This is a genomic window from Dictyoglomus thermophilum H-6-12 (assembly GCF_000020965.1).
GTDB classification, from domain to species: Bacteria; Dictyoglomota; Dictyoglomia; order Dictyoglomales; family Dictyoglomaceae; genus Dictyoglomus; species Dictyoglomus thermophilum.
Genome location: NC_011297.1, coordinates 1,781,912 through 1,807,913 on the forward strand (window position 1 = coordinate 1,781,912; position 26,002 = coordinate 1,807,913).

A 26,002-nucleotide genomic window follows, 5' to 3' on the forward strand; every position below is an offset into this window, starting at 1 on the left:
ATTAGACTCCATTTTCTCATAAGTTTCAGAAATTAGGTGGGTTAAACTTTGTTATAAGGAAGTATTTTAAAGCTTGCTATATTTCTTTTATCAAACCAGAACTCATTTACATCTAAGGATTCATTAAAATCGGAAATTCTCCGTTTGATTTTTTCAAGATCAATCCGCATTAAGGAAGAAACTCTCTTAAAGAAAGGTAGATTAATTTTCTTCAGATGTCAATAAATATGCAAAAATTATACTTTCTTCTTCCTGAAGAATTCTTTTAAACTCTTCAATAACCTTTTTTCTTTCTCTCTCATCAAGAAAGTAAAATTCCTTGTTCACAAAAATATTATATCATCGTTTTTTAGCTTAAAATATGAGCTTAAAATACAGAGACTCAAAAATAATATTATCCCTAAGATAGAGAATATGGAAAATTTAAAGAAAATAAAGATAAAAAACATAAATATTGAAACCATAAAGATGATTCCTTTTGCATAGCTATTTTTTAGAGAATATATAATAGTAAAAATTTCAAAAAGAATGAATAAAAAGGGAACCGCTACTATTAGCCAGAAAAGTAAAAGAAAAGAGAACTCTAAATGGCCAAAGAGAATTAAAAAAGTAGACAAAATTAGCTGATACTTAAATAAAGAAGGAAAAAGTTTTCTAAAATAGAATATAGTTTCACGCTTTATAATACCTTTGATGTCCATGGGAGTACCTAACAAATTTTCATAAATTCCAAGCTCTTTATTAAAAGTAACGTTACTATTCAAGCTTAAGGAATACATGGAAATCTGTAAAATAGTATAAATGCCGAAAAACTCATATGAAATTTTTTGATTGTAAAATTTTGTTAGAATTAAAAAGAGTAAAACTCCTAATATATCTACCACATTATACTCCTTACTATTCTCTCTACATTAAGTTTTTTCTTAAAGTTGATTGAGTATATTAACACTATTAAAGATATCAATAAAGTTAGTATTAAAAGTAGCAATTGTGGAAATTCTAATTTTAAAAAGGATGGACCAATAGAGAAGAGATAAATAAGAAATGTAGAAACTCTTAATCCTTTAGTTAAAGCTCCCATAGGATTTGCAGTAGATATAAGAGTAGATACATAAATATTTGAGATACCCCATAAGTATAAGGGATGAGTAAAAAAAATGGAAAAAAGAAATGTAATAAGATCTTTAGACCAAAGAAAAATAGAAATTTGAAAAAGTAGAGTAGGAGTGTAAAGAGCAATAAAAACCACAAGACTTTTTGAGAAAATAATTCTATTAAGTTCCAGAGGTGTTGCTAATAGATTTTCAAGCCCTCCACTAATTTGCTCCCTTATATTTTCTCCAATAGGATAAAGATTTAAAAAAAAGTACAATAAAACAAAACTATAAATAGTAGAAAAATAAAGAGGCATGAAAGAATTTTTTGTGGCCTTATATAAAAATCCAAGACTATAACCTGTGACAGTAAAAAGAATAATAACAAAAATGTATAAAACTACAAAACTTTTATTAGAATAAGTTACTTTAAACTCTTTCCAAATATATTTCATCTTTTAAATAAAGATAAATATCTTCTAAAGAGTATTTTTTATATTTTTCCTTTAAATCTTCAACTTTTCCATACTCTAATAAATTTCCTTCTCTTATTATTCCTATGTGAGTACATAATTTTTCTACTTCTGTGAGTTCGTGAGAAGATAAAAGTATAGTTTTTCCCTCTTCTCTTAATTTTTTAATGTATTCTCTAAACCATATTTTTGTTTCTATATCAAGTCCTACAGTAGGTTCATCCAAGATTAATAAATCAGGATTATGGATTAAAGCTCTTGCAAGAGCTAATTTTTGTTGCATTCCTCGGGAGAAAATTTCTACTTTATCGTCTTTTCTTTCCCAAAGTCCTACCTCTTTAAGTAGAAATTCTATTTTAGATCTATCATGGACTTTATAGATATCAGCATATAGAAGTATATTTTCTATACAGGATAATTTAGGATATAATCCTGTTTTATGAAGTATAAAGCCAATTTTTTCTTTTGTTTTTCCTATCTCTTTTCCCAAAATTTCAACTTTTCCAGAAGTAGGTTCAAAGAGTCCTAAAATAATCCTTATTATTGTAGTCTTTCCTGCTCCATTTGGTCCCAAAAGACCAAATATGCTACCTTTTTCTACTTTAAAAGAGACATCCTTTAATATTATCCTTTTTCCTATTACTTTACTAACCTTTGAAAAAGTTATAACTTCCATAAGACAAAATTCCTTTTTATTTTTTAGTAATTTATCATCTTAAATTGATATACCACAAAGGCAAATCTCTTAAACAATATTCTTCTTTTCCTTTTATCATAAAATACCATGCGCTTACAACTTTTCTTATAGTTTCAATACTTACTTCTTTTACATTATAAACTATATTGCCAAGAAGAACAGCCAAATTTATCTTCATAACCTCACAAATCGAAGAGGATTTTGTATTAAAATATGATTTTATCCATATCTCCTTCAATTCATTCTCCTTTATATTTCCTAGACTTCTTCTCACATAAGGACACTTTGTTATACTTCCATCTGGATTTACATTTAGAAGCATTCTACCACCAGTACATCTAAGATTTCCAAGAACTTCATAGAATTCATCTAGTTCGTTGATAGGTTCATAATCTATGTAAGATATATTTTCATTATATTTCTCGTGAAGTACTAATATTTGTCTTAGCAATATCTCACAAATTTCTACATTTAAATCCTTTTTAATAATTGGAGAAAATCTTAAAGTTCTAATATTGTTGTTTATTGCAAAGTTTAAAAATTGTTCAATTTCATTAATGTTGTCATAACTTATAGGTATATTAAGATTTACACCTATTCCTTCATGATTTAAATAATTTATAGCCATTAAAATTTTTCTATAAGCTCCACTACCTTTTATTTTATCAATTTTATATTCTTCTGTACTATCTAACGTTAATCTAACAGCATCAACCCCTATATCTTTAAGTTTTTTAGCTATATATTTATTTATTAGTGTACCATTACTCATAAGTATTATTACCAATCCTAATTTATTCGCATGATCTAATATATCATATATATCACTTCTTAGAAGAGGTTCTCCACCAGCTATCATTAAGTAGTAAGTTTTAAGTTCTATTGTTGAGTTCAATATTTTTTCTATACTATTCCTATCTAATTCGTCAGTAAACTCTTTTGCTGCACAGTAATAACAGTTCAAATTACATCTACTGGTGCAATTTAATATAATTGCAGCTAAGTTTTTCATTGCTATCACACATATCACCTCATATAAAAATATTGCGATAACTCAAAAATTTTTACAAAACTTGTTTTAATATACAATACTCTTTTTAATAAAACAAACTAAATTATTGTCAATAATATCGCTATATTCAATAAGCCTTTTACCTTCCCATTCACATTTATCATAATTCTTAGCAGTAATTACTGCCTTAACTATACAGTTATTACAAAAGGCATAAAATTTACAATTTTTACAAGACTCATATCGAGGAAGAGGAATTTCAGATAGTTCTTCTAAAATTTTATTTTTTAATATTTTTGCTCCTTCTTCAAAAATATTCCCGATTTTAAATAAAGTTATAGGACTATTAACACATATTCTTAAATTTCCGTCTGGCCCTAATACAAATGTTCTCCATCCAGCACCGCAATTTTCTTCGCCTAAAGACATTTTTCTTATAGAAGAAGGAGGCAAAAAGTTAATCATATAATGATATTTTTTAAGAATGTATTTGGACATTGCTTCGTACTTCATCCATTCTTCATCTCTTACGATACTCCAATCTATATTACTTCCTCTACCAAAAGAATTACATAGGTCCCATGCAAAACTAACAGCTCCTAACTTTTTTGCCAAAAGTAAAGTATTTTCAACATCCATCATGTTTTCAGGAGCAATACTCATCGCAACTCTCACAATAAAACCATCATTACTTAATTTTGCAATTATTTTACACGCTTTTTCCCATGAACCTTTTACACCTCTAAATTTATCATGAAATTCTGGTGTTGAACTATCTAAACTCACATTTATTAACAACTTATCAGAATTTATTTTTAAAAATTTATAGACTTGTTCTTCTATTGTAGTCCCATTTGTTAATATAGCGACAAGTTCTAATTTACTCAAAAGATAGCTTAATATTTCAATAAAATTAGGATGTAAAGTAGGTTCTCCACCTGTCAATTCTACCATTCGGAGTCCTTTTTTAGTTAATACTTCTACAATTTTAAATAATTTATCTTTCTCTATAAAAATCCCTTCGCAAGTAGAACTTCTATAACAATGCAAACATCTCAAATTACATCTATCAGTCAACTCGATAGCAAGATGAATTGGATAAAAATATTCTCTGTCTCCTGTTACTAAATGCGAAGAACAGTAGGGTTTTGGTGTATCACTAAATTCTATCCAGCCCTTAAAATAAGCATTTTCAATATATTTATATATATTGTTTTTTAATACTTCAAAATGTTTTATTATATTAGAAAGAGAGGTTTTTCCATCGATTCTTAATAATATATTCCCATAATCTTTATTTATTACCTCCATATTATATCCGTATACACTTTCAACTTTATCACCAATACTACAAAAAATTAATGTTTTTGTAGGCATCAAATGCATAGCTCTTATCTTATCCGTTAGGTAAGGATAAACATTTCCACTTTTAATAAGATTTATCCCTATGGAACTCTCCATTTTATTCACCTCTTTTTAATTGTTTAATAACCCTAAGACATTTAAATCAAAATATGCAATCTTTTTAAGTTGTATATTCATTGTTCAAAGGAGGGTCTACCTTAGATAAGGTAGACCCCATCTTAGTAATTACCAAGCTGCTACACCTGCTACACCACCAACAGCAAAAACAGTATAACCTGCTGTTGCTGCAATCCCTGTAATTGCAACTTCGAAATCAGGGGCAGGTGAAATAACACACCCTCCACATCCTTGACAAGTCGTACATGCCGAATTAGGTCTACACCCTGCACATGCAGCACATGCAGCACATGCTGAACAATAAGGCATTCTCTTTTCCTACCTTCTTATTACATGTATTTCGTTTTAGGAGAATCCTTATATAAATTAAGTATATTAAACATTCTCTCCCTTATTTTCTTTTTATCTTCACTTTACCTCAACGCATATGACTTTCAAATTTGTCACACTTAGGAATATTGATAAAATCTTAATTTTAAAAGACCAAAATTTTTATGTTTTTAAATTTTTTATTTTTCAACCTTTCTACAGTTATTTCGAATTTAATCAAATATTCAAATGCTGTCATTTTTGTAATTTATTTTGAAATAATGAAATACAATAATTTAGAATCATAAATTTCTTGCGAAGTAAAGATTCTGAGAAAAGAACCTTAGAAATACTTTGAGGGATAAAGAAGAATCAGAGATGTAATGTTATAATTGAAACAGGAAAGGAGTATAAAGAGGTGAGAGTATGAAAAAAGAGGAGATTATTGAGAAATTAAAAGAAAACAGAGAAAAGATAAAAAGTTTCGGAGTAAAAAAGTTAGGAATATTTGGATCAGTAGTGAGAGGAGAGCTAAGAGAGGATAGTGATATTGATTTTGTTGTAGAATTTGAAAGAGGCAAGGCAACTTTCAAAAATGTTGCAGGACTTATAGACTTTCTTGAAGAATTATTTGGAAGAGAGATAGATATTTTAACTCCTGATGGTATTGAAAATATAAGGATAAAGCATATAAAAGAAGAGATAAAAAGAGAGATTGAATATGTCTAAACGTGGAGATAGAGAGTTCTTAATAGATATGCTTATTGCGTGCGAGAAGATAATAAAATACACAAAGAATCTATCTTACAAGGATTTTCAAAATAATGATATGATTATTGATGCTGTTGTAAGGAATATTGAAATTTTAGGGGAAGCCTCTAAGAATATCTCTAAAGAATTGAAAGAAAGATATAAAGAAGTTGGGTGGCGAGAGATATCAAAAACGAGAGATAAAATAATTCATTTTTATTTTGGTGTTGATTTGAGCATAGCAAAGGACCCTCTTTTTAGCTTATTCCTTATTTATTGACCAACTTTATCTTTCATATTAAATAAGTTTTATAATGAAACAATTTTTATTATGGAGGGTTTTATGAATCCCAAAATTAAATATGAGGTGGATAAAGAGAAAGATTTGACTTTTAATATTTACAATTACAACCATGCCTTCCCCTTTTCCAGCTTCCTTCCCGGGATATCTGGGATTATGGGAATACCTATGTGGTGCTTTTATGTAAATAGGGGGCAATGTATTACAAGTTTTGGGTTTGAGAGTAAAGATGGTGCTATACTTGAGTTTCATCCTGCCAACAAAGCCTATAAACTTACCCCCATATATGGTTTTAGGACCTTTATAAAAATTGACAATGTTTTTTATGAGCCCTTTAGAGAATCTCCCGAAAACGAAATTTTTGAAAGAGAGAATTATATGAGTATAACTCCTTATGACCTTACCATATCTGAGACAAACAAAAACCTTAATATTTCCTGTAAAGTAAATTATTTTACTCTTCCCAACGAGCCTGTAGGAGCATTAATAAGGGTTCTCACTATAAAAAATCATGGAAAAAACAAAATAAACCTTGAAATTATTGATGGAATACCTCAATTTCTACCCTATGGACTTACCAATGAAGTTATGAAAAACATGTCCAGAACCATTGAGGCATGGTATAGGGTAGATAATTTAGAAAATAATGTACCTTTTTACAGGCTTTATACAACCTTTCAGGATATAACCGAAGTAAAGGTAATAAAAGAAGGCCATTTTTATTTTGCTTTCTTAGAAGATGAGAAACTTCTTCCTGTAATAATAGATCCTGATCTTATCTTTTATCCTTCCAATGATTTTTCTTATCCTTATAAATTTGCAAAGGAAAAATTTACTCTTCCTAAGGCAGTATTTTATGGAAATAGAACTCCTTCTGCTTTCTCCTACACTATAATTACACTTTCTCCTGATGAGGAAAGATCCATAATATCTTTTGCAGGAAAGGCAGATTCCTTGGAGAGATTAAATAAAATAGTAAAAGATTATGCTCATAAAGAATTTGTAGATAAAAAAGCTAAAGAAAATGAGATGCTTATAAAAAGTATAATGGATAATGCCTTTGTACATAGTGCTTCAAAAGAATTTAATTCTTACGTAAGGCAAAGTTTTCTTGATAACCTTTTAAGGGGAGGACTTCCTATTACTTTAAACTATAATTCTAAAAAAGATGTAATTTATCTTTTTGGAAGAAAACATGGAGATTTAGAAAGAGACTATAACTTCTTTACCCTTGAAGCCAATTATTTTTCCCAAGGAAATGCCAATTATAGGGATATAAATCAAAATAGGAGAAATGATATCTACTTTAATCCTGATGTAGGATATTTCAATATATGGTACTTTATGAATCTCATTCAGCTTGATGGATATAATCCCTTAGTAATAAGAGGAATTAAATACCTTTTAAAGGAAAATATGGTGGTGGAGTTAAAAAACTGGGTTAAGGAAGAGATAGAAGAGGAATTAAAAGAAATACTTCAAAAGCCTTTCGTTCCTTCCGAGGTAATAAGAATTCTTGAGAAATATAGTTATGAGCTGAAAAAGGGAGATCTCATTGAATTTATAGCATTCCTACTTACCAACAGTAGAAAAATAGAGTTTGCAGAACATGGAGAAGGATATTGGATAGATCATTGGTTTTACAACTTAGATCTTATAGAGAGCTATGAATCCATATTTCCAGACAAAATGGAAGATCTCCTTTTAAATCAAGAGATTTTCACCTATTATGATAATTCTGAGATTGTACTTCCAAGAGAAGAAAGATATATTCTTACAGAAAACGGAGTACGCCAATATAGATCTTTAAAAAATGACGAAGAAAAGATATCTCTTATAAAATCAAGGAAGATAGAGCCTAATAAAGTAAGAGCCAAATATGGAAAGGGAGATATTTATTATACCTCTTTACTTTCCAAGCTTATTACCCTTGCCACTGTTAAATATTCAACTCTTGATCCCAAAAATATAGGTATAGAGATGGAAGCAGGAAGGCCTGGCTGGAATGATGCATTAAATGGTCTTCCCGGACTTTTTGGATCATCAGTAAATGAAACTTTTGAACTCAAAAGGCTTTTATTACTTATAAAATCATGGATTGAAAAATACAAACTTTACGAAAGAGAAGTAAAAATTCCACAAGAAGTATCAGAACTTTTAAATTCCCTTGTGGAAATAACAAAAGAAAATCTTGAGGGCAAGATATCAAACTTTGAGTTCTGGGATAAAAGCTCAAGCGTAAGAGAAGAATATAGAGAAAATACTAAATTAGGTATATCAGGCGAAGAAAAATCCATAAAACTTTCTGAAATTTTAAATGTTTTAGATCTATTTTTAGAAAAATTAGATAAAGAACTTGAAAAAGCCTTTGATAAAGAAAAGGGACTTTACCATACATACTTTTATTATGAACTTGTAGAATATGAGACTCAAGAAAAGAATGGGAAAAAAGTAATAAAGCCAAAGAAATTTGTAAGAAAAGATATGCCTCTTTTTCTTGAAGGACAAGTACATTATCTCAAAATTGAGAAAGATAAAAACAAAAAGAGAGAAATTATAGAGAGGATAAAACAAAGTGATTTATATGACAAAAAGCTAAAGATGTACAAAGTTAATGCATCCTTAGATTCTGCCCCCCTTGAAATTGGAAGAATAAAAGCTTTTCTTCCTGGATGGCTTGAAAATGAAAGCATATTTCTACATCTTGAATACAAATATCTCCTTGAAATATTAAAAGCAGAAGAATTTGAAAAATTCTATGAAGAAATGAAAAATTGTCTCGTACCCTTTATGAATCCAGAAATATATAGAAGAAGCATATTTGAGAATGTATCTTTTATTGTGAGTAGTAGAAATCCTGACCCTAACCTTCATGGAGTAGGATTTTCTGCAAGACTTTCTGGAAGTACTGCAGAATTTTACCATATGCTCCTTGTTATGGCTCTTGGGAAAAAACCATTTTATCTTGATGAGAGTAATACTCTCTGCTTTAAGCCCCAAACCTCAATACCTGAGTTTTTATTTACCACAAAAGATGAAACTGTAAACTATTATGGTCATGGTAAGAAAGAAGAAATATTTATACCTAAAAATTCTTTCGTTATAAACTTCCTTAAAAATACCCTTGTTTGTTTTATAAATCCTAAAAGAAAAAATACCTTTGGTGAAGATAGAGCAAAAATTAAAAAATATGTACTGTACAGTAATGGAGAAAAAGAAGAAATAGACGGAGAAATTCTTAAAACGCCCTATTCTTATAATTTGAGAGAGGGAGTTTATGAAAAAGTAGAAATTATTTTGGAATAAGATATTAAAGATAAAGATTTTATATTCTTATTTTCCCAATTCCTTTTTAATCTCCTCTATTACTTCTTTATTTAAAATTTCCTTTTTTTATCTCTTTTGAGAGAAAATATTATAAATACTTTCCCTCCTACTTCTTTTTCAAATCTCTCATGAGTTCTACTTAACCATTCCTTCCATTTATAAATTTCGGGTGTCTGCTCATAGTTATACAATCTATCCCATTTATCAGGGGCTGGCTTTATCTCAACCTCCAAAATATTCTGTAATTGACCATAAATGGTTTCAATTTCTGTTCTATAGCCCTCAAAAGTCCTTTTTATTACCAATTCATAAATGTAATTAACACAATCTTCCTCTGTTATATTCTCAATCTCAGATTTCATTACTTCGGATATTTTTACATATAATTTCCTCCCTAAATCTGTAAGATATTCTGATGAGGATAAATTAATACCTTTCCTCTGCAAAAATTCTCCTAACCTTTTATAATAAAATGTTCTCCATTCCTCAACATTTTTAGGATCACACTCCCTAATCCACAAAGCTACAGGTCCAACACTCTCTTTCTTATTTAATCCCCATCTATTTGTTGCCATATTTAATATCCATTCCTTTGGCATCTTCTATCTCCTTCCATATCTCAATGAATTTCTCCTTATATCTGTGTTGAACCAATAAGTCTGGTATAGCCAAACCTGATTTTATGAGATATGCATTAATAAAGATCTTATTTTTTAAATACACATACGCTTTTATAGAATCTTGCTCTAAGGTTGGAAAATCAAATTTTAAAATAACTTCTTTACCAAGTACGTATTCTTTTAAGTATTTTAAAGTCTCCTCTCTTTTAATAACTTTTACACCTAAAAATTTAACAATTAGTCCTGTATCTAATTTTAAAATCCCTTCATCTATAATTTCTACAACTTTATATGAATTCTCTTCTCCAAATTTAAATTTCTTAGGATCCACCAAAGGCTCTGCGTTTTGTATTCTTGGAACATAATTGGTTTTAGGTAAAATAATAGTATTAATCAACAAAATACTTCTTTCATTCTTCTAGCATCGCCAATAATAATTTTTCCCTTTAAAGTCATCTTTTGTCATTTTTTACCGAGTAGAATATATAAAATTCTATCACACCATTTTGAATCATTAAAAGCATCATTATCTTATCTATAATTTAATTAATCTCCATGCTTCCTCCTCTCTTTTAAAAATAGCACTCACAAGCTCATATTGAGAAAGGCCATCAAGAGATCTTGGATAAGCTCTGATTGTTATATTTTCTCCTTCAGCTCTATATTCTCTCACCACAAAAACTGTGTTTTCGGAAATCAAATTTTTTAATTTTTCTCTTAATATACTAAGAAGCATTCTTCTTTCAGGATTTAAATAAGGAAAAATATCCCGAGGAAGGAGAAAATATTTTTCATTAAGTTTTTTGTAAATCCACTGATGTACGTCTATACTCTCATCTTTATCAGAACATAACACATAATAGGGGTTTATTATCTCTTTTACTCTCCAAAAATCATTTTCTTTTGAAAGCAATATACAAAGATAAAAATAGTAATTTTTACCCTCAACCTCTATATATGCATAGTTACTTTTTATGCTTAAATATTTGATATCAAGCTCTATATTTATATCCTTAGGAATTTTTACATCTCCTCTTTTATAAAAAAAGGTTGAATTAATGTATTTCTCTGGAAAATCTTTTAAAGATTCCCTTACAGTGTTTATAATTGCAAGATTTTCAGCAATTTTTATAGGGCCTTCCACAGGTTTTAGAGAAATTACGGACAAAGGTGGAATTATTCTTATAGAAGAAATTCTATCATTCCATCCCATACTACTTAGATCACTTATTGAGGATGTAATTTCCATCTCTTTTCCTTCAAAATGGGTATTTTCATAAACAATTATCTTCCAACCAGAAGGAATCTTTATTGATGATATCCTATCATTAAACTTGTATTGAGAAAGTTCAGAGTAAAAACCACATATGGCATTGTTAGGCAAGCTATAAGGGAGCTTTAAGAAAGCTCCAGAAAAGTTTTTGTTCTCATAAAATATAGGAAATTCAAGCAAATCTCTTGGATACTTTAAATTTCTTACAGATGAAATTTTATCACCCATTTTTACTTCCCTTGAATGTAAATCTGAAAAAGTACTCTGCACTAATAACCTACTCCCTTTATAATTCTGATCCTCATACACCTCTAATTCCCAAAGAGAAGGAGGCAAGTATATGGATGATACTCTATCATTAAATCCTACTTGAGATAAGTCTGGTATATCATTCAAAACAGGAAAATAAAAACCATCGCAGTTTTTATCCTCATAAAATACAGGGTAAAAGAGTTCATCCTTTCTATCCCCCATAATCCATACTTTAACATATATCCTTGCTCTCAAATCTCCTTCCCCATTGCTTTTTATAAAAAATCCTGCTGGAATACCCCAAACTTTTGTACCTAAGCTTATTGAATAACTCATACTTCTTGGATCAAATTCAAACACAAAATCCTTTCCCGCTCCTGTTCTAATATCCATCTCTTCATCTTTGTGCTGAGAGCCACGCAGTCCAGAATCGCTTTCAAACATTCTTACTTGTATCCTCACATTCCTATCATCCCACAGAGGCTTTAAAACTCCCCATATAGTATATGGATGACTCTTATCTACATACTCAGCCTCAGTATAAGGATAATCAAATTCGTTATTTATAACAAACATAACCCAATAGTCACTCGTCCCCCCTGGCTCTTCATTGTTAATGTTATCCCAACCCTCCCCAGTGTCCAAGTCCATTACTTCAGGAACTCTTATTCTCAACCACTTCACAACATTCTCATAATCTAAAGTAGCATTTGCCAAAAATCTATAAGCATCAATGATAATACTACTCTCAAGAGGAGCTAAGCTCTGAACCTTAGAATAATTTACCTTTACTATTTCTCCAAAATCACTTCTATTTCTAATTCCCTCCTCTAATCTCTCAATATTTTGCAACCTTGTAAAGCCCCCTGGATAATCTGCTTCAAACATATTCTTAGCAATTAAGGAATAATTTACAAACCACTCTATACCTAAAAAGGGATAATCAGAATCGGTCTGAGAAGTTAGACCAATACCAGGAACATTAGGCATATCATCAAAGATTGTATCTAAGCCCCCCATATTCTGGGAGCCTTCCAAGCACCACCATAAGTACAAAGCCATCTTATGGTTCCTTCATCAAAATCTGTCAAAGTATATAAATGTTTCTTATTCCCTTCTTTGAAATCATAGTTTATAAGACTGTTCCAAAAAGTCTCTTTTTTAAAGTCTTCAATTATCCACTTTTTGATTAACCTTAGCCATTGCAAGGAACCTTTATATGCAGATCTATATGCCCAATCAAAGTAAGGTCTTCCTGAATGATCCTTATTTAAGATATCATGACTTATCTTTCCCCAATGGGTTGTGAGTCCACTTACCCCATAATACATACCGCCAAGATTTTTAAGATTTGAGATTGCTTTATCTAAGGTATTGTAGGATCTATACATTATGTCAAAATATGTGGCATCTTTAATACCTGAGAGGGTATTTAAATCTAATTCTGCCCAATTGGAATGGGCATAAAAATCCTGAACTATATGAGAAGAAATACCTATTATTAAAAGTGCTCCTAATTTGTCGTTTTTTTCAACTTTCTCCCTTAAGGCATTATAAGTATTGAATATTAGCTGTCTCCAATACCTATCAATGACATCTTTGCCATAGAGATTATCAAAATGTAGAAAATCTACTAATCTTTTTGAAACTCTACAAAAATCATCATCAATTACGTACTCTACTACATCTTCTTGAAATATATCCACATAAGAATTTCCAGCAAGAGCAACAGAAATGGCACCTTTACTTAGTCCTTCCTTTCTCATTACTTCTCTAATCAAATCATAATGGTACCCCATGGAAAAACCAAAAGCTATTTTCACAAACTGAAGAGAAAGTAAAAAGATAAAAAATAGAGAAAAAAGAAATATTTTGTTTTTCATACTTCTCCTCCTCTATAAGGGAAAACAGAGATATAAACGAACTTTTATCTCTACTTTCCCAGTCTTACATTATGGATCAATATAACCGAGCCACTGAGTCCAAATATTATTTGCAGTCGTCCCGTCATGTTTAATCAAGCTTAATATGAAGCCATCTTGACGATTATTTACTGCTTCAGCCATCACACCTGGTTGTGCTGATAGAACATATGCAGGTTCTTTTGTAAAGGGAGGGCTAAACTGTATATTTTGCCCATGGCTTCTCATTTTTACTTCTCCCTTAAAGCCATTTCTTGGGCTTGGAACAACGCCATCCATAACACCCATACACCCCTTACTGTTTTTCCACTATCATCTAAAAGACATAGATCAAAACCATCAGGAGCATTATTCTGGGCACCGTTTATCAATGTTTTACCATCTTTTTGAACCCATATCTCTGAGGTCCTATATGAGCTTCCCACCTTATCTCCATTATCATCAAATAAGGGATATTTAGGAGGATTATATGCTTGAGATTTAACAGCAACCCACTCATAAGCTTCAGTCATAGAAATAAAGCCATCACCTTGTTTTTGCCACTTTACACTTCCATTAGGATTAAGAGCATAAAGCCCATTAGCAACAATGTATATTGTTCCATCATCTCCTATAGAAGGACAGGCATATACATAACCTGCTGAATATTTCCACTTTAAAAATGTATTTTTACCTACATTAATACTTGCAGAGCCTATATTTCCCTCCGCATTATATGCTCTCACTGTAATAGTATGATTTTCTGTCTCAAAACTTTGTGTATTCCAACTACATATGTAAGTTCCATTAATACCTTCTGTTTTTGTTCCTATAATTTGATCATCTACATAAAATTCAACTTTACTTACAGAACTTGGAGTTTTATTAACTTTAATTTTTGGACTTTTCTCAACAACCTGTACTACAATAGTAGTTATATTATCAACTAAATCTTCATTTTGAGGAGAGGTTATAGTAACCTGTGGCACTTGATTATCTCCTATTACTACTGTTATTTTAAGAGTCTCTCCTACATTTCCTGTTTTATCATACGCCATTGCTTTTAAAGTATGAGTTGAACCATAAGTTAAATCCTTTGTATCCCATGCATATTCATATAGGGCTTGACTAAATTCTTTTATCATATTTTGATCGATATAAATTTCCACCTTTGTTACCCCTACATTATCAGAAGCATTAACCTTTACTAAAACTTCTCCTGAAACTTTACTACCATCCTGTAGATCTAGGATTGCCACCTAAGGTCTCATGGTATCCTTCATAGTACATCCATTTATTAAAAGGAGAAATAATAAGGCTGAAAGAGAAAATTAAAATCCCCCTCATACTCCAACTCTCCTTTCAAAAGGTTTTGAAAGAGGTTAAAAAATATAAAATAATAAGATTATTATTAGTTTATACTTTTTAACCCCTTATAAATATTATAATACAAGTAATTAAAATTTTTAAAATTTTGTTTTATATATCCAAATATTTCTGTCTTTTTCGCTCTCCACAAAACCCACAAAAACACTATAAAGATCTTTTGTGGTAATAGCGCTTCTAACTACTCTATTTAAGCCAGCTTTTACTATTTTTTTCAACATCTCTCCTTTAAGATCAGTAAGCATAATATAGGGACTAAAAATTTCGTCCTCTAAAGTATAACCTCCTATGATAAAATTTGATTTTACCATTGAAATGGTTGTGAGAAATATTTTCATACCCTTTTTGTTATAATTCTTTCTCCACAATATATCCCCTTTATCATTAAAATAAGCCAAATAAAAACCGTGCCTTAAATCTTTATAAGCATATCCTCCTACTAAATATCCTTGATCTGTAGGAATAAGTCTTTCTCCACGTACCGGACCTTCCCCTGACAACTTTTTATTCCAAATTAGCCTTCCATCCTTATCAATCCGATATATTACTCCTTTAGATAAACGTGACATATCAAAAGTACCTGCTAAAATAAAATCACCATTCCTTGCCTGAATCGCATTACTAAACTCATCATCACCCTTTTCTCCAAAAATAACATCCCAAAGTTTGTGGCCATTTTTGTCAAATTTAATCACAAGAGCATCCATCATATAATTTTTACCATCTTTATCCAAAGTTTTTATTCTTCCAACTACTAAATAATCTCCAGTATCAGTTAAAATAACACTATTTACTGTTTCCACACTATCTGGTCTTCCATAAACTGCCTCCCACAAAAATCCCCCATCAGTACTAGTTTTTAAAAGATGGATATCTCCGTTATTAGAGGTGGCAGATATAAGATATCCTTTATCATCTTCTATTACATAAGAGTTTGTAAAATCTTTGTTTATTAAATAAGTTCTACCCCAGATTTTTCTTCCATACCTATCTACTTTCAAAAGGTATATATTGTTCCTTGGTGCATAGGAGGATATTCCCGAAATTATATAATTTGCATCTCTTGTCTCTTTTACTGAGAAAGGAGTCTCCCATCTAAAATCCCCATAATAATTACCAAAAGTAAGGCTCAAACTAATCTGAAAATCTATTTTGTTTAATCCACTTCTTATAGAAAAAGTATTACTTACTACCCTAGCATTATTGTTAGGTTCGATAACCTCAATCAAGAATTTTTCTTCCTCACCTAAAACTGGAATATTCTTTATGTAATATTTTCCCTCTTCATCACTTATAGCTGTACAGTCTGTTCCAAGTACTAATATCTTTGCTCCCTCTACCGGAATTCTATCTTTACTAGTTACTAGGCCTTCTAAGGTAGCGTAAGAAAGTTGACTTTGACTTAAGGAAAAGGAAACCAATAAAACTACTAAAATCATGGGAAATAGTAATTTTTTAAGCACTTTTTTCTCCTTTCTAATTTTAAAAATCTATTGGGGGATTATAATTATAATATAATGCAAAACTTATATTGACAATAATAAGATCAAAAAATTCAATTTATTTTAGTTTAAATCTTAAAGGGAGGTAAAAAATTTGAAAAAGAAGTTATACGAAGAAATTGTTCTTTTTTATGGAGCAATAAAATGGGTAATCTTATCAACTATCATAGGTATCATCGTTGGCATTGGGGTAACCGTCTTTCTAAAGCTTCTACATGCAAGTATAAACCTTACAAGTAAATTTGAATACTATTATATTCTTCTACCCTTTGCTTTATTTATAACAGCTCTTATTATTGAGAAAATTGCTCCTGAAGCTAAAGGACACGGTACGGAAAAAGTGATAGAATCCATACATAAAAGAAACGGAAAAATAAATCCTTTAGTGGTCCCCATAAAACTCATTGGAACTATTATAACCCTTTCAGCAGGAGGTTCTGCGGGAAAGGAGGGACCAAGTGCTCAAATAGGAGCAGGACTTGCATCTATTTTTGCAGATATTTTTAAACTTGACGATAGGAATAGAAAAAAACTCGTAATATGCGGAATAAGTGCTGGATTTGCATCGGTATTTGGTACCCCAATTGCAGGAGCTATTTTTGGTATCGAAGTTTTAATTGTAGGTAATATGTTCTATGAGGCCTTACTTCCTTCTTTTATAGCAGGAATAGTTTCATTCCAGGTTTCATCTAAATTAGGAATAAGCTATTCCTATCATCCTTTAAGCTTTAACTATTCTTTTAATGAATTGCACTTTGCTGAGGCTATCATTGCAGGTATATTTTTAGGGCTTGTCTCCATAATATTTATTGAGACTCTAAATTTCTTCGAAGATATATATAAAAAATTAAAAATATGGAACCCAGTCAAAGGACTCATAGGAGGAAGTATACTCGTACTTTTAACCCTCATTTTTTCTAAAAATTTTCTAGGACTCGGCATAGACACTATAGAACGTGCCCTTAATGGAGAAAGGATTGCATGGTACTTCTTCCTTGTGAAGATTATTTTTACAATTATTACGCTAAGTTTTGGAGGAAGCGGAGGAATAATAACTCCAATTTTCTTTATTGGATCAACTGCAGGAAACTTTCTTGCTAACTTCTTACATTTTGATAGAGCAACCTTATCAGCAATAGGCATGATAAACCTTCTCGCAAGTGTCACAAATACTCCTATTGCTTCAAGTATTATGTTTATAGAACTTTTTGGGAAAAACAATGCCTATTATGCAATCATCTCTTGTATTATTGCCTTTATAATAAATGGAGAACGAAGCGTATATCCCTCTCAAGTAATACAAATAAGAAAACGTAGACTTGCAGGAAACCATAGTCTACTAAAGAAGTTATTAAAAACAAGAAAACAATCTTAAGAGCTTTGTATGAGTTATCCTTCTGCTTTTGCCATACTAAAAATCAAATAAATTATCGCAACTCCAAAAATTATAAGCGAGGGTATTTGAAGCCCAAAGTATGCAAACAAAATAGATAAAGCAAGTATAAATCTATAATATGAGAAAACTTTTAGAGAGGACTTTTTAACGTAATTCAACAGTAAATGAATGGTCAAAATACCCACAATAAAAGCCCAAAAGGCTCCCCAAAGTATTAAATAAAGATTTCCAGGATTTTCACCCTTTATTACATGGAGCAATTTAAAAAATACTGCACCACCTATTATAGGCAAAGAAAGATAAAAGGAAAACTTTGTGGCTTCATCTCTTCTAAGCCCTGTAAACATTCCTCCTGATATGGTAGAACCAGATCTCGATACTCCAGGGAAAAGAGAGAAAACCTGCCAAAATCCTATAATTAGCGCTCTTTTTACATCCATATCTTTTATTTCAAGATTTTTTTTGGAAATCTTCTCAAGAATTAGAAATACAATACCAAAAGATATTACTCCCAAAAGGATTATCCAAATAGAAAAAGAATAAACTTGAGGCTGAGAGATTTTCTCCACTAATGGATCAAGAAAAACCCCTAAAACTCCTGCAGGCAAAGTAGCGAGGATAATAAGTCCCAATATTCTTCTTTTCTCTCCCCCTATAAATATGCTCACTAAGAACTCCCACCAGTCTTTTATAAAGTAAAAAAATACTGCTAAAAGAGTCCCAAGATGAAGTCCTACATTAAAAGAAAGCCCAAAATCAGGAATTTTGACAAGATAGGGTATCAAAATAAGATGAGCAGTACTACTTATAGGAAGAAATTCTGTTATTCCCTGCACAATACTAAGAATAATAACCCAGAAATTCATATCTACCTCCTATTTTCCAACACAGAAATTTTCAAAGATTTTATCTGTTATATCTAACGAGACTTCTTCTCCAAGAATCTCTCCAAAAGCTCTATCCATATCGTATATGATATCTCCCAGAACATCTAAACTTTGAGGAAGATTTTTAAGTACATTTAATCCCTCTTCACAGAGATTATAAACCTCTTTTAATTTTTCTCTATGGTACATATTAAGAAATATTCCATCCTCAACATCCTGAGATGTAATATGCCTCTCAATAACCTTCTCGATCTCTTCTATACCTTTTCTCTCTTTAGCAGATACAAATATCTTTTCTATATCTTTGGGAAAAACAGATAAATCTACCTTTTGAGGAAGATCTATTTTATTCACCACAAGAATTAGTTTTTTATTCTGATAACTTTTAATCTTTTCCAAAAGATTGATTTCTTCTTCTGAAGCCTCGCAACTTCCATCAACCACAAAAAGAATCAAATTAGATTTTTCAAGAATTTTTTCTGTCCTTTCCATTCCCATCTTATCCAAAATATCCTTAGGTATTCCAAGGCCTGCAGTATCATAAATCTTTACCAGATGACCCGAAGAAAGATAAAGCTCACCCTCTATATAATCTCTGGTAGTACCAGGAATAGGGGTTACTATTGCTCTATCCTCCCTCATCAATGCATTAAAAAGGCTTGATTTTCCAACATTAGGTCTTCCCACCAAGATAACCCCATATCCTTCCCTAATCCAATCCCCTTTTTCTGCCTTTTCTAGCAAATCAGAAACTTCTTTTTTTATTTCCTCAATATTCCTTATCCAATCTTCTTTCTCTTTTTCTTCCACATCTTCAGGAAAATCTATAGAGGCTTCCAAGTATATCCGAAGATATTCCACCTTAGACTTTAAATCCCTAAGCTTTCTTGATAATTCTCCTTTTAATTTTGACAAAGCCCTTTTTAAGGCTATTTTACTTTCTGCCCTTATAATCTCATTTATACTCTCTGCCTGTAAGAGATCAACTTTTCCATTTAAAAAGGCCCTCTTGGTAAATTCTCCTCTTTCTGCAATCCTTGCTCCCTCTTCCACAAGGATCTTTAATATCTCCTCAAGAATAATAGGACTCCCATGAGTAAAGATCTCTACCATATCTTCTCCAGTGTAAGACTTAGGAGCCTTATATACTGCCACGAGTACTTCGTCTATAATTTCATTCTTATAAACTATATTTCCATAATGAATGGTATGAGAGAGAACCTCTTTAAGATCTTTTTCTTTTTTAGGAATAAAGATCTTCTTAACAATATCTATAACATCAGGCCCACTTAACCTTATGACCCCTATAGCACTAAAACCAAGAGGAGTTGCAATAGCAACAATATTATCTTTCATCTTCTTTAGGTGCTATTACTACCCTTCTTTCGGGTTCCTCTCCAACACTATATGTAATTACATCAGGATCATTTTGTAAAGTTAGGTGAATAACTCTCCTTTCTCTCGAATTCATAGGCTTTAAATGAAACTCTTTCTTTTCTTTCTTAACCTTCTCAGCAATCTTCTTAGCAAGATTAGATAGATATTTTTCCTTTCTTTCTCTATAATGATCTATATCAAGGATTACTATCTCTGAAATCTGGTTCTTAGCAGCAAAAAGTCTAAGTATGAATTCAAGGGAAGATAGAGTTCTTCCTCCAGGACCAATTAATTCTCCTAAATTTTCTCCCTCTAAATTAATTTTAATATATCCTTCCTCTCGTGTTATCTTTATTCTTGCCTTTAAATTTAATTTGTTCAATACATTTCCTAAGAAACTCCTCAAGACATCTTCAGGATCCTTCTTTATCCATGCTAAAATTCTAAAGGGCTTTGATCCTATTCCAAGAATACCTTCCCTTCCATATTCTAGAATCTTATAATCAATTTTATCCAAAGGAACCTCTAAAACAGCCTTTGCCTTGAGGAGAGCATCCTCCAAGGTTTTTCCCTCAGTCTCTATCTCCTTCATGATTATTAGCCCCCCTTATGGAGTCTAAAAACAATCACTTGTTGTAATAACTGGAATAAACTTGATACCAACCAGTAAAGCATAACTCCAGCAGGCACCTTATATAGCAGAAACATACCTGTAAATAGCATAGTGGTAAAAATATTCATAATTCTTTGCTGGCTTTTTTGCTCTGGAGAAGAAGCTAAAGAAGAAAGTTCTCCAGAAAAATAAGTAACAAGAGCCATGACAATAAGCAAAATATAATCAGGCTTTGTTAGATCAGAAATCCACAAAAATTTAGGCGTAACAGCATACTTATAATGAAGTAATAGCTGGTAAAGAGCAATCAATATTGGGAACTGAATCAGCAAAGGAAGACACCCCATCATAGGATTAATTTTATACTGTTGATAGAGAAGCATTATCTGTTTATTCATCTCTTTGGGATCATCTTTAAATTTTTCCTGAATCTTTTTTATCTCTGGTTGAATTTTTTGTTGCATAAAAAGGCTCTTTAATTGGGCATGGGTCAAAGGATAAAGAATTATTCTAACAAGAATAACAAGGAAAATAATTGCAACTCCATAGTTTCCTGTTAATTTATAAAAAAGTTCTAAGATATATCCAAGCCCATTAGCAAGTGCATTTATCATTTATTTTTCCTCCTTTTTAATTTCAATTCTAAGAATTCTTCTTTTGTAGGTACAGGATCGTATCCCCCAGGATTAAAAGGATGACATCTCAAAATTCTTTTTATAGCAAGAATTCCTCCCTCAAAAGCCCCAAACCTCTCAATAGCTTCTAAGGCATAAGTAGAACATGTGGGGTAGAATCTACAACTTTTAGGAAGAACAGGTGAAATAAACTTTTTATAAAACTTTATAAGGATAATTAACAAACCTCTCATTGTTCTTTTAAAGCCCCGGCCTTTTCCCATATTTTAATAAGCATATCCTTAACTTTATGAAAATCCAGATCCTTTATATTTTCTCCTGGTTTTACTATTACAAGCATCTCTATGTCTTCTCTTAAATAAGGTCTATGAAGTCTATAAACCTCTCTTATGAGTCTTTTTATTCTATTCCTTACTACAGCCTTTCCAACTTTTTTATTTACACTTATTCCAATACGCCTTTTCTCTGCTCCTTTTCTAATATAAATAATAAAACTCTTAGAGAGGGAATAAGGCCTTCCCTCTCTTAAAACCCTTAGAAAATCTTCTTGCTTCCTTAATTTTTCTTCCTTAGGAAAAGAAAAAAGTCCCAATTATACTGTAAGTCTCTTTCTTCCCTTTGCTCTTCTTCTCTTAATAACTCTTCTTCCACCTGGTGTCCTCATACGGGCAAGAAATCCATGAACTCTTTTTCTGTGATGCTTCTTAGGCTGATAAGTCCTCTTCATTTCTTACCCTCTCCCTTTCTTTAGCATTTATAAAATTTAAATAAATACAACGTAATACTAACAAAAAAGTATTTTATCGTCAAGGTAAGAATTCTGGAATATAGGTTTTTCCACCTTTTATAAGTTTTAAATTTTCAGGTAGAGAATTTATGTTGTTCAAAACCCTCTTTCTTATAGAGTCAATCTCCTCAAAATCTCTAACTATTTGTCCCTCCCTAATAAGAGGTTTTAAAAGAGGTCTTTTACCAGGAAGGAGTTCCGAATTAAAAAGCCTTATTGTATCGCTATAACCATTACCTCTATGTACTTGCTTCGCCCCAGGCATATTACCAACCTTAGCAACGGGATTTCCATCTACCTCTACGATCTTTAATGCAAAATCAATAACAGGTGCGTTAGCTACTCTCGTACCTACTCCAAAAGCATCAGCATAATCATAAAATCTCTCTACTTCATACTCATCTAAACCGCCACTTAAAAATATCTGAACATTACTAAATCCTCTTCTCACAAACTCCCACTTTATATCTTTTATCAAATAAGCATAGTCTTTACTATCTATTCTTACCCCCGAAAGTTTCTCTTTTAATGCCTCTAAAGCATTTATCGCACCTATTGTGGGAGATCCATAAGTATCTACCAAAGCAATGCGTGGGACTTTGGGGTCTACATACTGATCAAAGGCTAAAAAGGCTTCTTTTTCATCTCCTATTATAAGGATAAGAGCATGAGGCATAGTACCCACAGGAGTTTTGAAAATATACTTAGCTCCAAGAACATTTGAAACTCCGTCAAAACCAGACACATAAGTACAATACTCAACAACAGGTGACAAAAAAGGATGTTGCCTTCTGGTACCAAAGCTATAAATTTTTTTATCTTTTGCAGCTATTCTTACCCTTGCCGATTTTGTGCCAATACCCGACATAAAAGAAATAAATCCAAGAATCGTAGTTTCATATCTTGCAAAATCTTTATACTTTCCCCTTATTTGTAATACGGGCTCATATGGAAAAAATATTTCTCCTTCGTCCATAGCATAAACATCCACAGGTAAACCCTCTAAAAGTTTTGCTACCTCGTAAATTCCAAGTACAACTCCAAACTGATAATTTTCATCGGGAAAACTCTTGGTAAAAAGCTCCATAACCACATCAGGGTTTTTACCCATACCTTCCAGAACTTCCTCTGTTCTTAAAAAATAAGCATCAGTATTTAGACCACTCTTTATCTCTTCGGGTTTTGCTATAAGAAATTCTTTCAATTCTTTATTCCTCCTATCTCTCCAATATTTCTAATAATTCTTGTGTAGTATATATTTTCGCATTATGAATATCTTTCATATATTTTAAAGCCCTCTCATGTTCCTCAGGAACAAAAGAAGCTGTAGCATCAGAAACCACTATAACCTCAAAACCTCTAAAAAAGGCATCGGCGGAATTATGAAGTACACAAATATGGGTGCTTGTACCTGTTAATATTACTGTATCCACATTCAAATTCCTAAGAACTTCCTCAAGATTAGTCTTATAAAATCCACTATATACTTTCTTTTTAATTACATAATCGCCCTCTTGAGGAGAAAGTTCAGGAATAATCTCAGAACCTTTATCTCCTTCCATAGCATGTTTTCCCCATAGAGAAAGTTCTTTATCTTCTTCTGTGTGAGCATCCCGCAAATAGATTACTGGAATATTCTTTTCATGAGCCTTATCAATAAGAAGTCTAATATTAGGAACAATCCCTTGAGCATAAGGATTACCAAATTTGCCAGTTACAAAATCAACCACCATATCTACAATTATCAATGCAGGACGCACTTTCACCACCTCCCCAAAATCCCACCAATTTGATACTATTATAGCAAATAATAAGGGATGGCATAAAGCCACCCCTTTTAACCCAAGTCTATAATTAAAAGCAAAATAAAATTATTTCTTACCCTTTGTAAAATACCAAATTACAAGAATAATAACAATTACGATCAGTGCCCACCAATACCATGCCATTTACTATCCCCCCTTTCCTAAATTATGCTTAATTCTAATCCCTATCTTCTATTATGTCAATCCAAAGCTTTCTATATCTTGGACCATCAAATTCTGCAAGAAATATCCCCTGCCAAGTACCAAGTTTTAATTTTCCATCTCTAATAAAAACGAAGGTATTAACTCCAACTATAGTAGATTTAATATGAGCTGGAGAATTTCCTTCTAAATGGGTATATGGTAAATTTTGGGGAACTATCCTCTCATAAGTATTTAATATATCCCTCACAACGCTTGGATCATAATTTTCATTTATTAAAATTCCACAAGTAGTATGAGGCACATAAATAAAACAAATTCCATTCTTTATCTTACTCTCTTTAACAACCTCTTCTATCCTTTCAGTGACATCCACAAGGGCAGTTTTCTGAGGTGTAGATACAGATATTTCATAAAACATTACCCCTTTTTCCTCCTTTCCTTATTTCTTTTAAAGATATTTCCATTATAATAAATTATAGGCGGAGGTGATATATTATGGGCAACGAATGGAAAGGAAAAATCATTAAGATAGATGACTATAGATTTATGATTCCAAAAGACTATAAGCCTTTAATGAGAGTAGATGGGATAATTTTTGCTGATGACAAACTTATGGAGGATATTCTTAAAGATCAATCTCCTGAACAAGTAGCAAACGTAGCATCACTTCCTGGTATAATTAAACATTCTTTAGCAATGCCTGATATTCATTGGGGGTATGGCTTCCCCATTGGCGGAGTAGCTGCTATGAAGAAAAAAGGAGGAGTCATATCTCCAGGAGGAGTTGGGTATGATATTAACTGTGGAGTCAGACTTATAAGAACAAATCTTACTAAAGAGGATGTAGTGCCAAGGCTTAAAGAACTTGTAGATGCCTTATTTGATAAAATACCCGCAGGGGTAGGTTCTGAAGGAGATCTAAGAGTAAAAGGAAAAGAACTTGATGAAGTCTTAGAAAAAGGAGCTCAATGGGCTGTAAAACAAGGATATGGATGGAAAGAAGATTTAGAACATATAGAAGAAAGAGGAAGATTAATTTATGCTAATCCGGATAAAGTCTCGAAAAAAGCAAAAGAAAGAGGAGAATTCCAACTTGGAACCCTTGGATCAGGTAATCACTTTCTTGAAGTACAAGTAGTAAGTAGAATCTTTGAGCCAGAGATTGCAGATAAACTTGGTCTATTCCCTGATCAGATAGTAGTAATGGTACATACAGGATCCCGAGGATTAGGACACCAGGTAGCAGAAGATTACATTAGGGTAATGAAAGGTGCAATGAAAAAATATGGAATTGAAGTACCTGATATCCAACTTGCTTGTGCTCCTTTTGACTCTCCCGAAGGGCAAGATTACTTCTCAGCAATGTGCGCTGCTGCAAACTTTGCATGGGCAAATAGACAAATGATTACTCATTGGGTAAGAGAGGTATTTGAAGAAATATTTAGAGAAAGTGCAGAATCCCTTGGTATGAAGTTAATATATGATGTAGCCCATAATATTGCAAAACTTGAAGAACACGATGTAGATGGAAAACTTGAGGAGGTAGTAGTACATAGGAAAGGAGCAACAAGAGCTTTTCCTGCTGGACATCCAGATCTACCAGAAGACTATAAAGATATAGGACAACCAGTAATAATTCCTGGAGATATGGGAAGATCATCTTTTGTTTTAATAGGTACTCAAAAAGCTATGGAACTTGCCTTTGGATCCACATGTCATGGGGCAGGAAGAACCCAAAGTAGAAGCCAACTTTTAAAAAGTGGAAGAAGGGCCTATGAAATTGAACAAGAGCTTTTAGAAAAAGGAATTCTGGTAAGAGCTGCTTCCAAATCCTCTCTTGTGGAAGAGGCCTCAGAAGCATACAAAAATGTAGTAGATGTGGTTAATGTAGTTCACAATGCTGGACTTTCTAAGAGAGTAGCTCAGATGAAACCAATTGCTGTAATCAAGGGATAAAA

Annotated in this window: 28 protein-coding genes; 5 read left to right on the top strand and 23 right to left on the bottom strand. The window is 31.7% G+C overall.

From position 1 onward, the window contains the following. Positions 1 to 201: 201 nt before the first annotated feature. The 6 genes from DICTH_RS10335 to DICTH_RS08845 all read right to left on the bottom strand — a co-directional run bounded on the left by DICTH_RS10335 (position 202) and on the right by DICTH_RS08845 (position 5,067). Positions 202 to 327: a hypothetical protein gene (locus DICTH_RS10335; protein ID WP_012547770.1), complete on the bottom strand. Its 126-nt coding sequence runs from the start codon at positions 325 to 327 to the stop codon at positions 202 to 204. 550 nt (positions 328 to 877) lie between these two features. Then, entirely contained in the window at positions 878 to 1,549 is a 672-nt protein-coding gene (locus DICTH_RS08825; RefSeq protein WP_012547915.1) for a hypothetical protein, read from the bottom strand. Further along, positions 1,524 to 2,243: an ABC transporter ATP-binding protein gene (locus DICTH_RS08830; RefSeq protein WP_012547820.1), complete on the bottom strand. Its 720-nt coding sequence runs from the start codon at positions 2,241 to 2,243 to the stop codon at positions 1,524 to 1,526. The genes DICTH_RS08825 and DICTH_RS08830 overlap by 26 nt, the downstream gene beginning before the upstream one ends. A gap of 34 nt (positions 2,244 to 2,277) precedes the next feature. Further along, positions 2,278 to 3,276 (bottom strand): radical SAM/SPASM domain-containing protein, encoded by a 999-nt coding sequence (locus DICTH_RS08835; protein WP_236608298.1) that lies wholly within the window; start codon positions 3,274 to 3,276, stop codon positions 2,278 to 2,280. Positions 3,277 to 3,342: 66 nt separating this feature from the next. Then, complete coding sequence (locus tag DICTH_RS08840) at positions 3,343 to 4,737, bottom strand: radical SAM/SPASM domain-containing protein (RefSeq protein WP_012547100.1); 1,395 nt, start codon at positions 4,735 to 4,737, stop codon at positions 3,343 to 3,345. Positions 4,738 to 4,866: 129 nt separating this feature from the next. Continuing rightward, positions 4,867 to 5,067, bottom strand: coding sequence for a hypothetical protein (locus tag DICTH_RS08845; RefSeq protein WP_012548400.1), 201 nt, complete (start codon positions 5,065 to 5,067; stop codon positions 4,867 to 4,869). Between the two features lie 426 nt (positions 5,068 to 5,493). Here DICTH_RS08845 and DICTH_RS08850 point away from each other — a divergent pair, with 426 nt between their 5' ends. From DICTH_RS08850 to DICTH_RS08860, 3 genes are all read left to right on the top strand, one after another. Beyond that, positions 5,494 to 5,796, top strand: coding sequence for a nucleotidyltransferase family protein (locus DICTH_RS08850; protein ID WP_012547343.1), 303 nt, complete (start codon positions 5,494 to 5,496; stop codon positions 5,794 to 5,796). Then, positions 5,789 to 6,097: a HepT-like ribonuclease domain-containing protein gene (locus DICTH_RS08855; protein WP_012548725.1), complete on the top strand. Its 309-nt coding sequence runs from the start codon at positions 5,789 to 5,791 to the stop codon at positions 6,095 to 6,097. Before DICTH_RS08850 ends, DICTH_RS08855 begins: the two co-directional genes overlap by 8 nt. Positions 6,098 to 6,160: 63 nt before the next feature. Next, complete coding sequence (locus DICTH_RS08860; protein WP_012547574.1) at positions 6,161 to 9,424, top strand: hypothetical protein; 3,264 nt, start codon at positions 6,161 to 6,163, stop codon at positions 9,422 to 9,424. Positions 9,425 to 9,495: 71 nt separating this feature from the next. Here the strand turns inward: DICTH_RS08860 and DICTH_RS08865 are convergent, their stop codons facing one another. The 7 genes from DICTH_RS08865 to DICTH_RS08895 form a co-directional block, all read right to left on the bottom strand. Then, positions 9,496 to 10,044 carry an MjaI family restriction endonuclease gene (locus DICTH_RS08865; protein WP_012548751.1) on the bottom strand — a complete coding sequence of 183 codons (549 nt, stop codon included), beginning with the start codon at positions 10,042 to 10,044 and terminating at the stop codon, positions 9,496 to 9,498. Continuing rightward, on the bottom strand, positions 10,007 to 10,462 hold the full coding sequence (locus DICTH_RS08870; RefSeq protein ID WP_012547675.1) for a hypothetical protein: 456 nt from the start codon (positions 10,460 to 10,462) through the stop codon (positions 10,007 to 10,009). Before DICTH_RS08870 ends, DICTH_RS08865 begins: the two co-directional genes overlap by 38 nt. A gap of 138 nt (positions 10,463 to 10,600) precedes the next feature. Continuing rightward, positions 10,601 to 12,610: a beta/gamma crystallin-related protein gene (locus DICTH_RS08875; protein WP_012547230.1), complete on the bottom strand. Its 2,010-nt coding sequence runs from the start codon at positions 12,608 to 12,610 to the stop codon at positions 10,601 to 10,603. Then, a complete protein-coding gene (locus tag DICTH_RS08880; protein ID WP_012548084.1) occupies positions 12,598 to 13,473 on the bottom strand; it encodes an HET-C-related protein in 876 nt (291 codons plus the stop codon). The genes DICTH_RS08875 and DICTH_RS08880 overlap by 13 nt, the downstream gene beginning before the upstream one ends. 69 nt (positions 13,474 to 13,542) lie before the next feature. Next, positions 13,543 to 13,740 carry a hypothetical protein gene (locus DICTH_RS10170; protein WP_041723356.1) on the bottom strand — a complete coding sequence of 66 codons (198 nt, stop codon included), beginning with the start codon at positions 13,738 to 13,740 and terminating at the stop codon, positions 13,543 to 13,545. 2 nt (positions 13,741 to 13,742) lie between these two features. Beyond that, positions 13,743 to 14,750: an Ig-like domain-containing protein gene (locus DICTH_RS10175; RefSeq protein WP_012548265.1), complete on the bottom strand. Its 1,008-nt coding sequence runs from the start codon at positions 14,748 to 14,750 to the stop codon at positions 13,743 to 13,745. 207 nt (positions 14,751 to 14,957) lie between these two features. Beyond that, on the bottom strand, positions 14,958 to 16,340 hold the full coding sequence (locus DICTH_RS08895) for a carboxypeptidase-like regulatory domain-containing protein (RefSeq protein WP_012547941.1): 1,383 nt from the start codon (positions 16,338 to 16,340) through the stop codon (positions 14,958 to 14,960). Positions 16,341 to 16,473: 133 nt separating this feature from the next. Between DICTH_RS08895 and DICTH_RS08900 the strand changes: the two genes are divergently transcribed. Further along, positions 16,474 to 17,754 carry a chloride channel protein gene (locus DICTH_RS08900; RefSeq protein ID WP_012547789.1) on the top strand — a complete coding sequence of 427 codons (1,281 nt, stop codon included), beginning with the start codon at positions 16,474 to 16,476 and terminating at the stop codon, positions 17,752 to 17,754. A gap of 14 nt (positions 17,755 to 17,768) precedes the next feature. On the opposite strand, the gene DICTH_RS08905 is transcribed toward DICTH_RS08900, so the two are convergent. The 10 genes from DICTH_RS08905 to DICTH_RS08950 form a co-directional block, all read right to left on the bottom strand. Next, positions 17,769 to 18,641, bottom strand: a complete 873-nt coding sequence (locus DICTH_RS08905) for an undecaprenyl-diphosphate phosphatase (protein ID WP_012548573.1) — start codon at positions 18,639 to 18,641, stop codon at positions 17,769 to 17,771. Positions 18,642 to 18,650: 9 nt separating this feature from the next. Beyond that, positions 18,651 to 20,018, bottom strand: a complete 1,368-nt coding sequence (gene mnmE, locus DICTH_RS08910; protein WP_012547486.1) for a tRNA uridine-5-carboxymethylaminomethyl(34) synthesis GTPase MnmE — start codon at positions 20,016 to 20,018, stop codon at positions 18,651 to 18,653. Next, on the bottom strand, positions 20,008 to 20,631 hold the full coding sequence (gene jag, locus DICTH_RS08915) for an RNA-binding cell elongation regulator Jag/EloR (RefSeq protein WP_012548441.1): 624 nt from the start codon (positions 20,629 to 20,631) through the stop codon (positions 20,008 to 20,010). The genes mnmE and jag overlap by 11 nt, the downstream gene beginning before the upstream one ends. A gap of 5 nt (positions 20,632 to 20,636) precedes the next feature. Continuing rightward, positions 20,637 to 21,266, bottom strand: coding sequence for a YidC/Oxa1 family membrane protein insertase (locus DICTH_RS08920; protein WP_012548202.1), 630 nt, complete (start codon positions 21,264 to 21,266; stop codon positions 20,637 to 20,639). Beyond that, positions 21,263 to 21,520 carry a membrane protein insertion efficiency factor YidD gene (gene yidD / locus DICTH_RS08925; protein WP_012547409.1) on the bottom strand — a complete coding sequence of 86 codons (258 nt, stop codon included), beginning with the start codon at positions 21,518 to 21,520 and terminating at the stop codon, positions 21,263 to 21,265. Before yidD ends, DICTH_RS08920 begins: the two co-directional genes overlap by 4 nt. Beyond that, positions 21,517 to 21,879: a ribonuclease P protein component gene (rnpA, locus tag DICTH_RS08930; protein WP_012548397.1), complete on the bottom strand. Its 363-nt coding sequence runs from the start codon at positions 21,877 to 21,879 to the stop codon at positions 21,517 to 21,519. The genes yidD and rnpA overlap by 4 nt, the downstream gene beginning before the upstream one ends. Further along, entirely contained in the window at positions 21,880 to 22,014 is a 135-nt protein-coding gene (rpmH, locus tag DICTH_RS08935) for a 50S ribosomal protein L34 (protein WP_012547104.1), read from the bottom strand. It abuts the gene before it with no gap. Between the two features lie 79 nt (positions 22,015 to 22,093). Continuing rightward, a complete protein-coding gene (locus DICTH_RS08940) occupies positions 22,094 to 23,278 on the bottom strand; it encodes a nicotinate phosphoribosyltransferase (RefSeq protein WP_012547908.1) in 1,185 nt (394 codons plus the stop codon). 13 nt (positions 23,279 to 23,291) lie between these two features. Then, complete coding sequence (locus tag DICTH_RS08945; protein WP_012547013.1) at positions 23,292 to 23,834, bottom strand: cysteine hydrolase family protein; 543 nt, start codon at positions 23,832 to 23,834, stop codon at positions 23,292 to 23,294. A 223-nt stretch (positions 23,835 to 24,057) separates the two neighbouring features. Further along, a complete protein-coding gene (locus DICTH_RS08950) occupies positions 24,058 to 24,462 on the bottom strand; it encodes a secondary thiamine-phosphate synthase enzyme YjbQ (protein WP_012547881.1) in 405 nt (134 codons plus the stop codon). 77 nt (positions 24,463 to 24,539) lie between these two features. On the opposite strand from DICTH_RS08950, the gene DICTH_RS08955 reads away from it, so the two are divergent. Further along, complete coding sequence (locus DICTH_RS08955) at positions 24,540 to 26,000, top strand: RtcB family protein (RefSeq protein ID WP_012547286.1); 1,461 nt, start codon at positions 24,540 to 24,542, stop codon at positions 25,998 to 26,000. Positions 26,001 to 26,002: the final 2 nt, after the last annotated feature.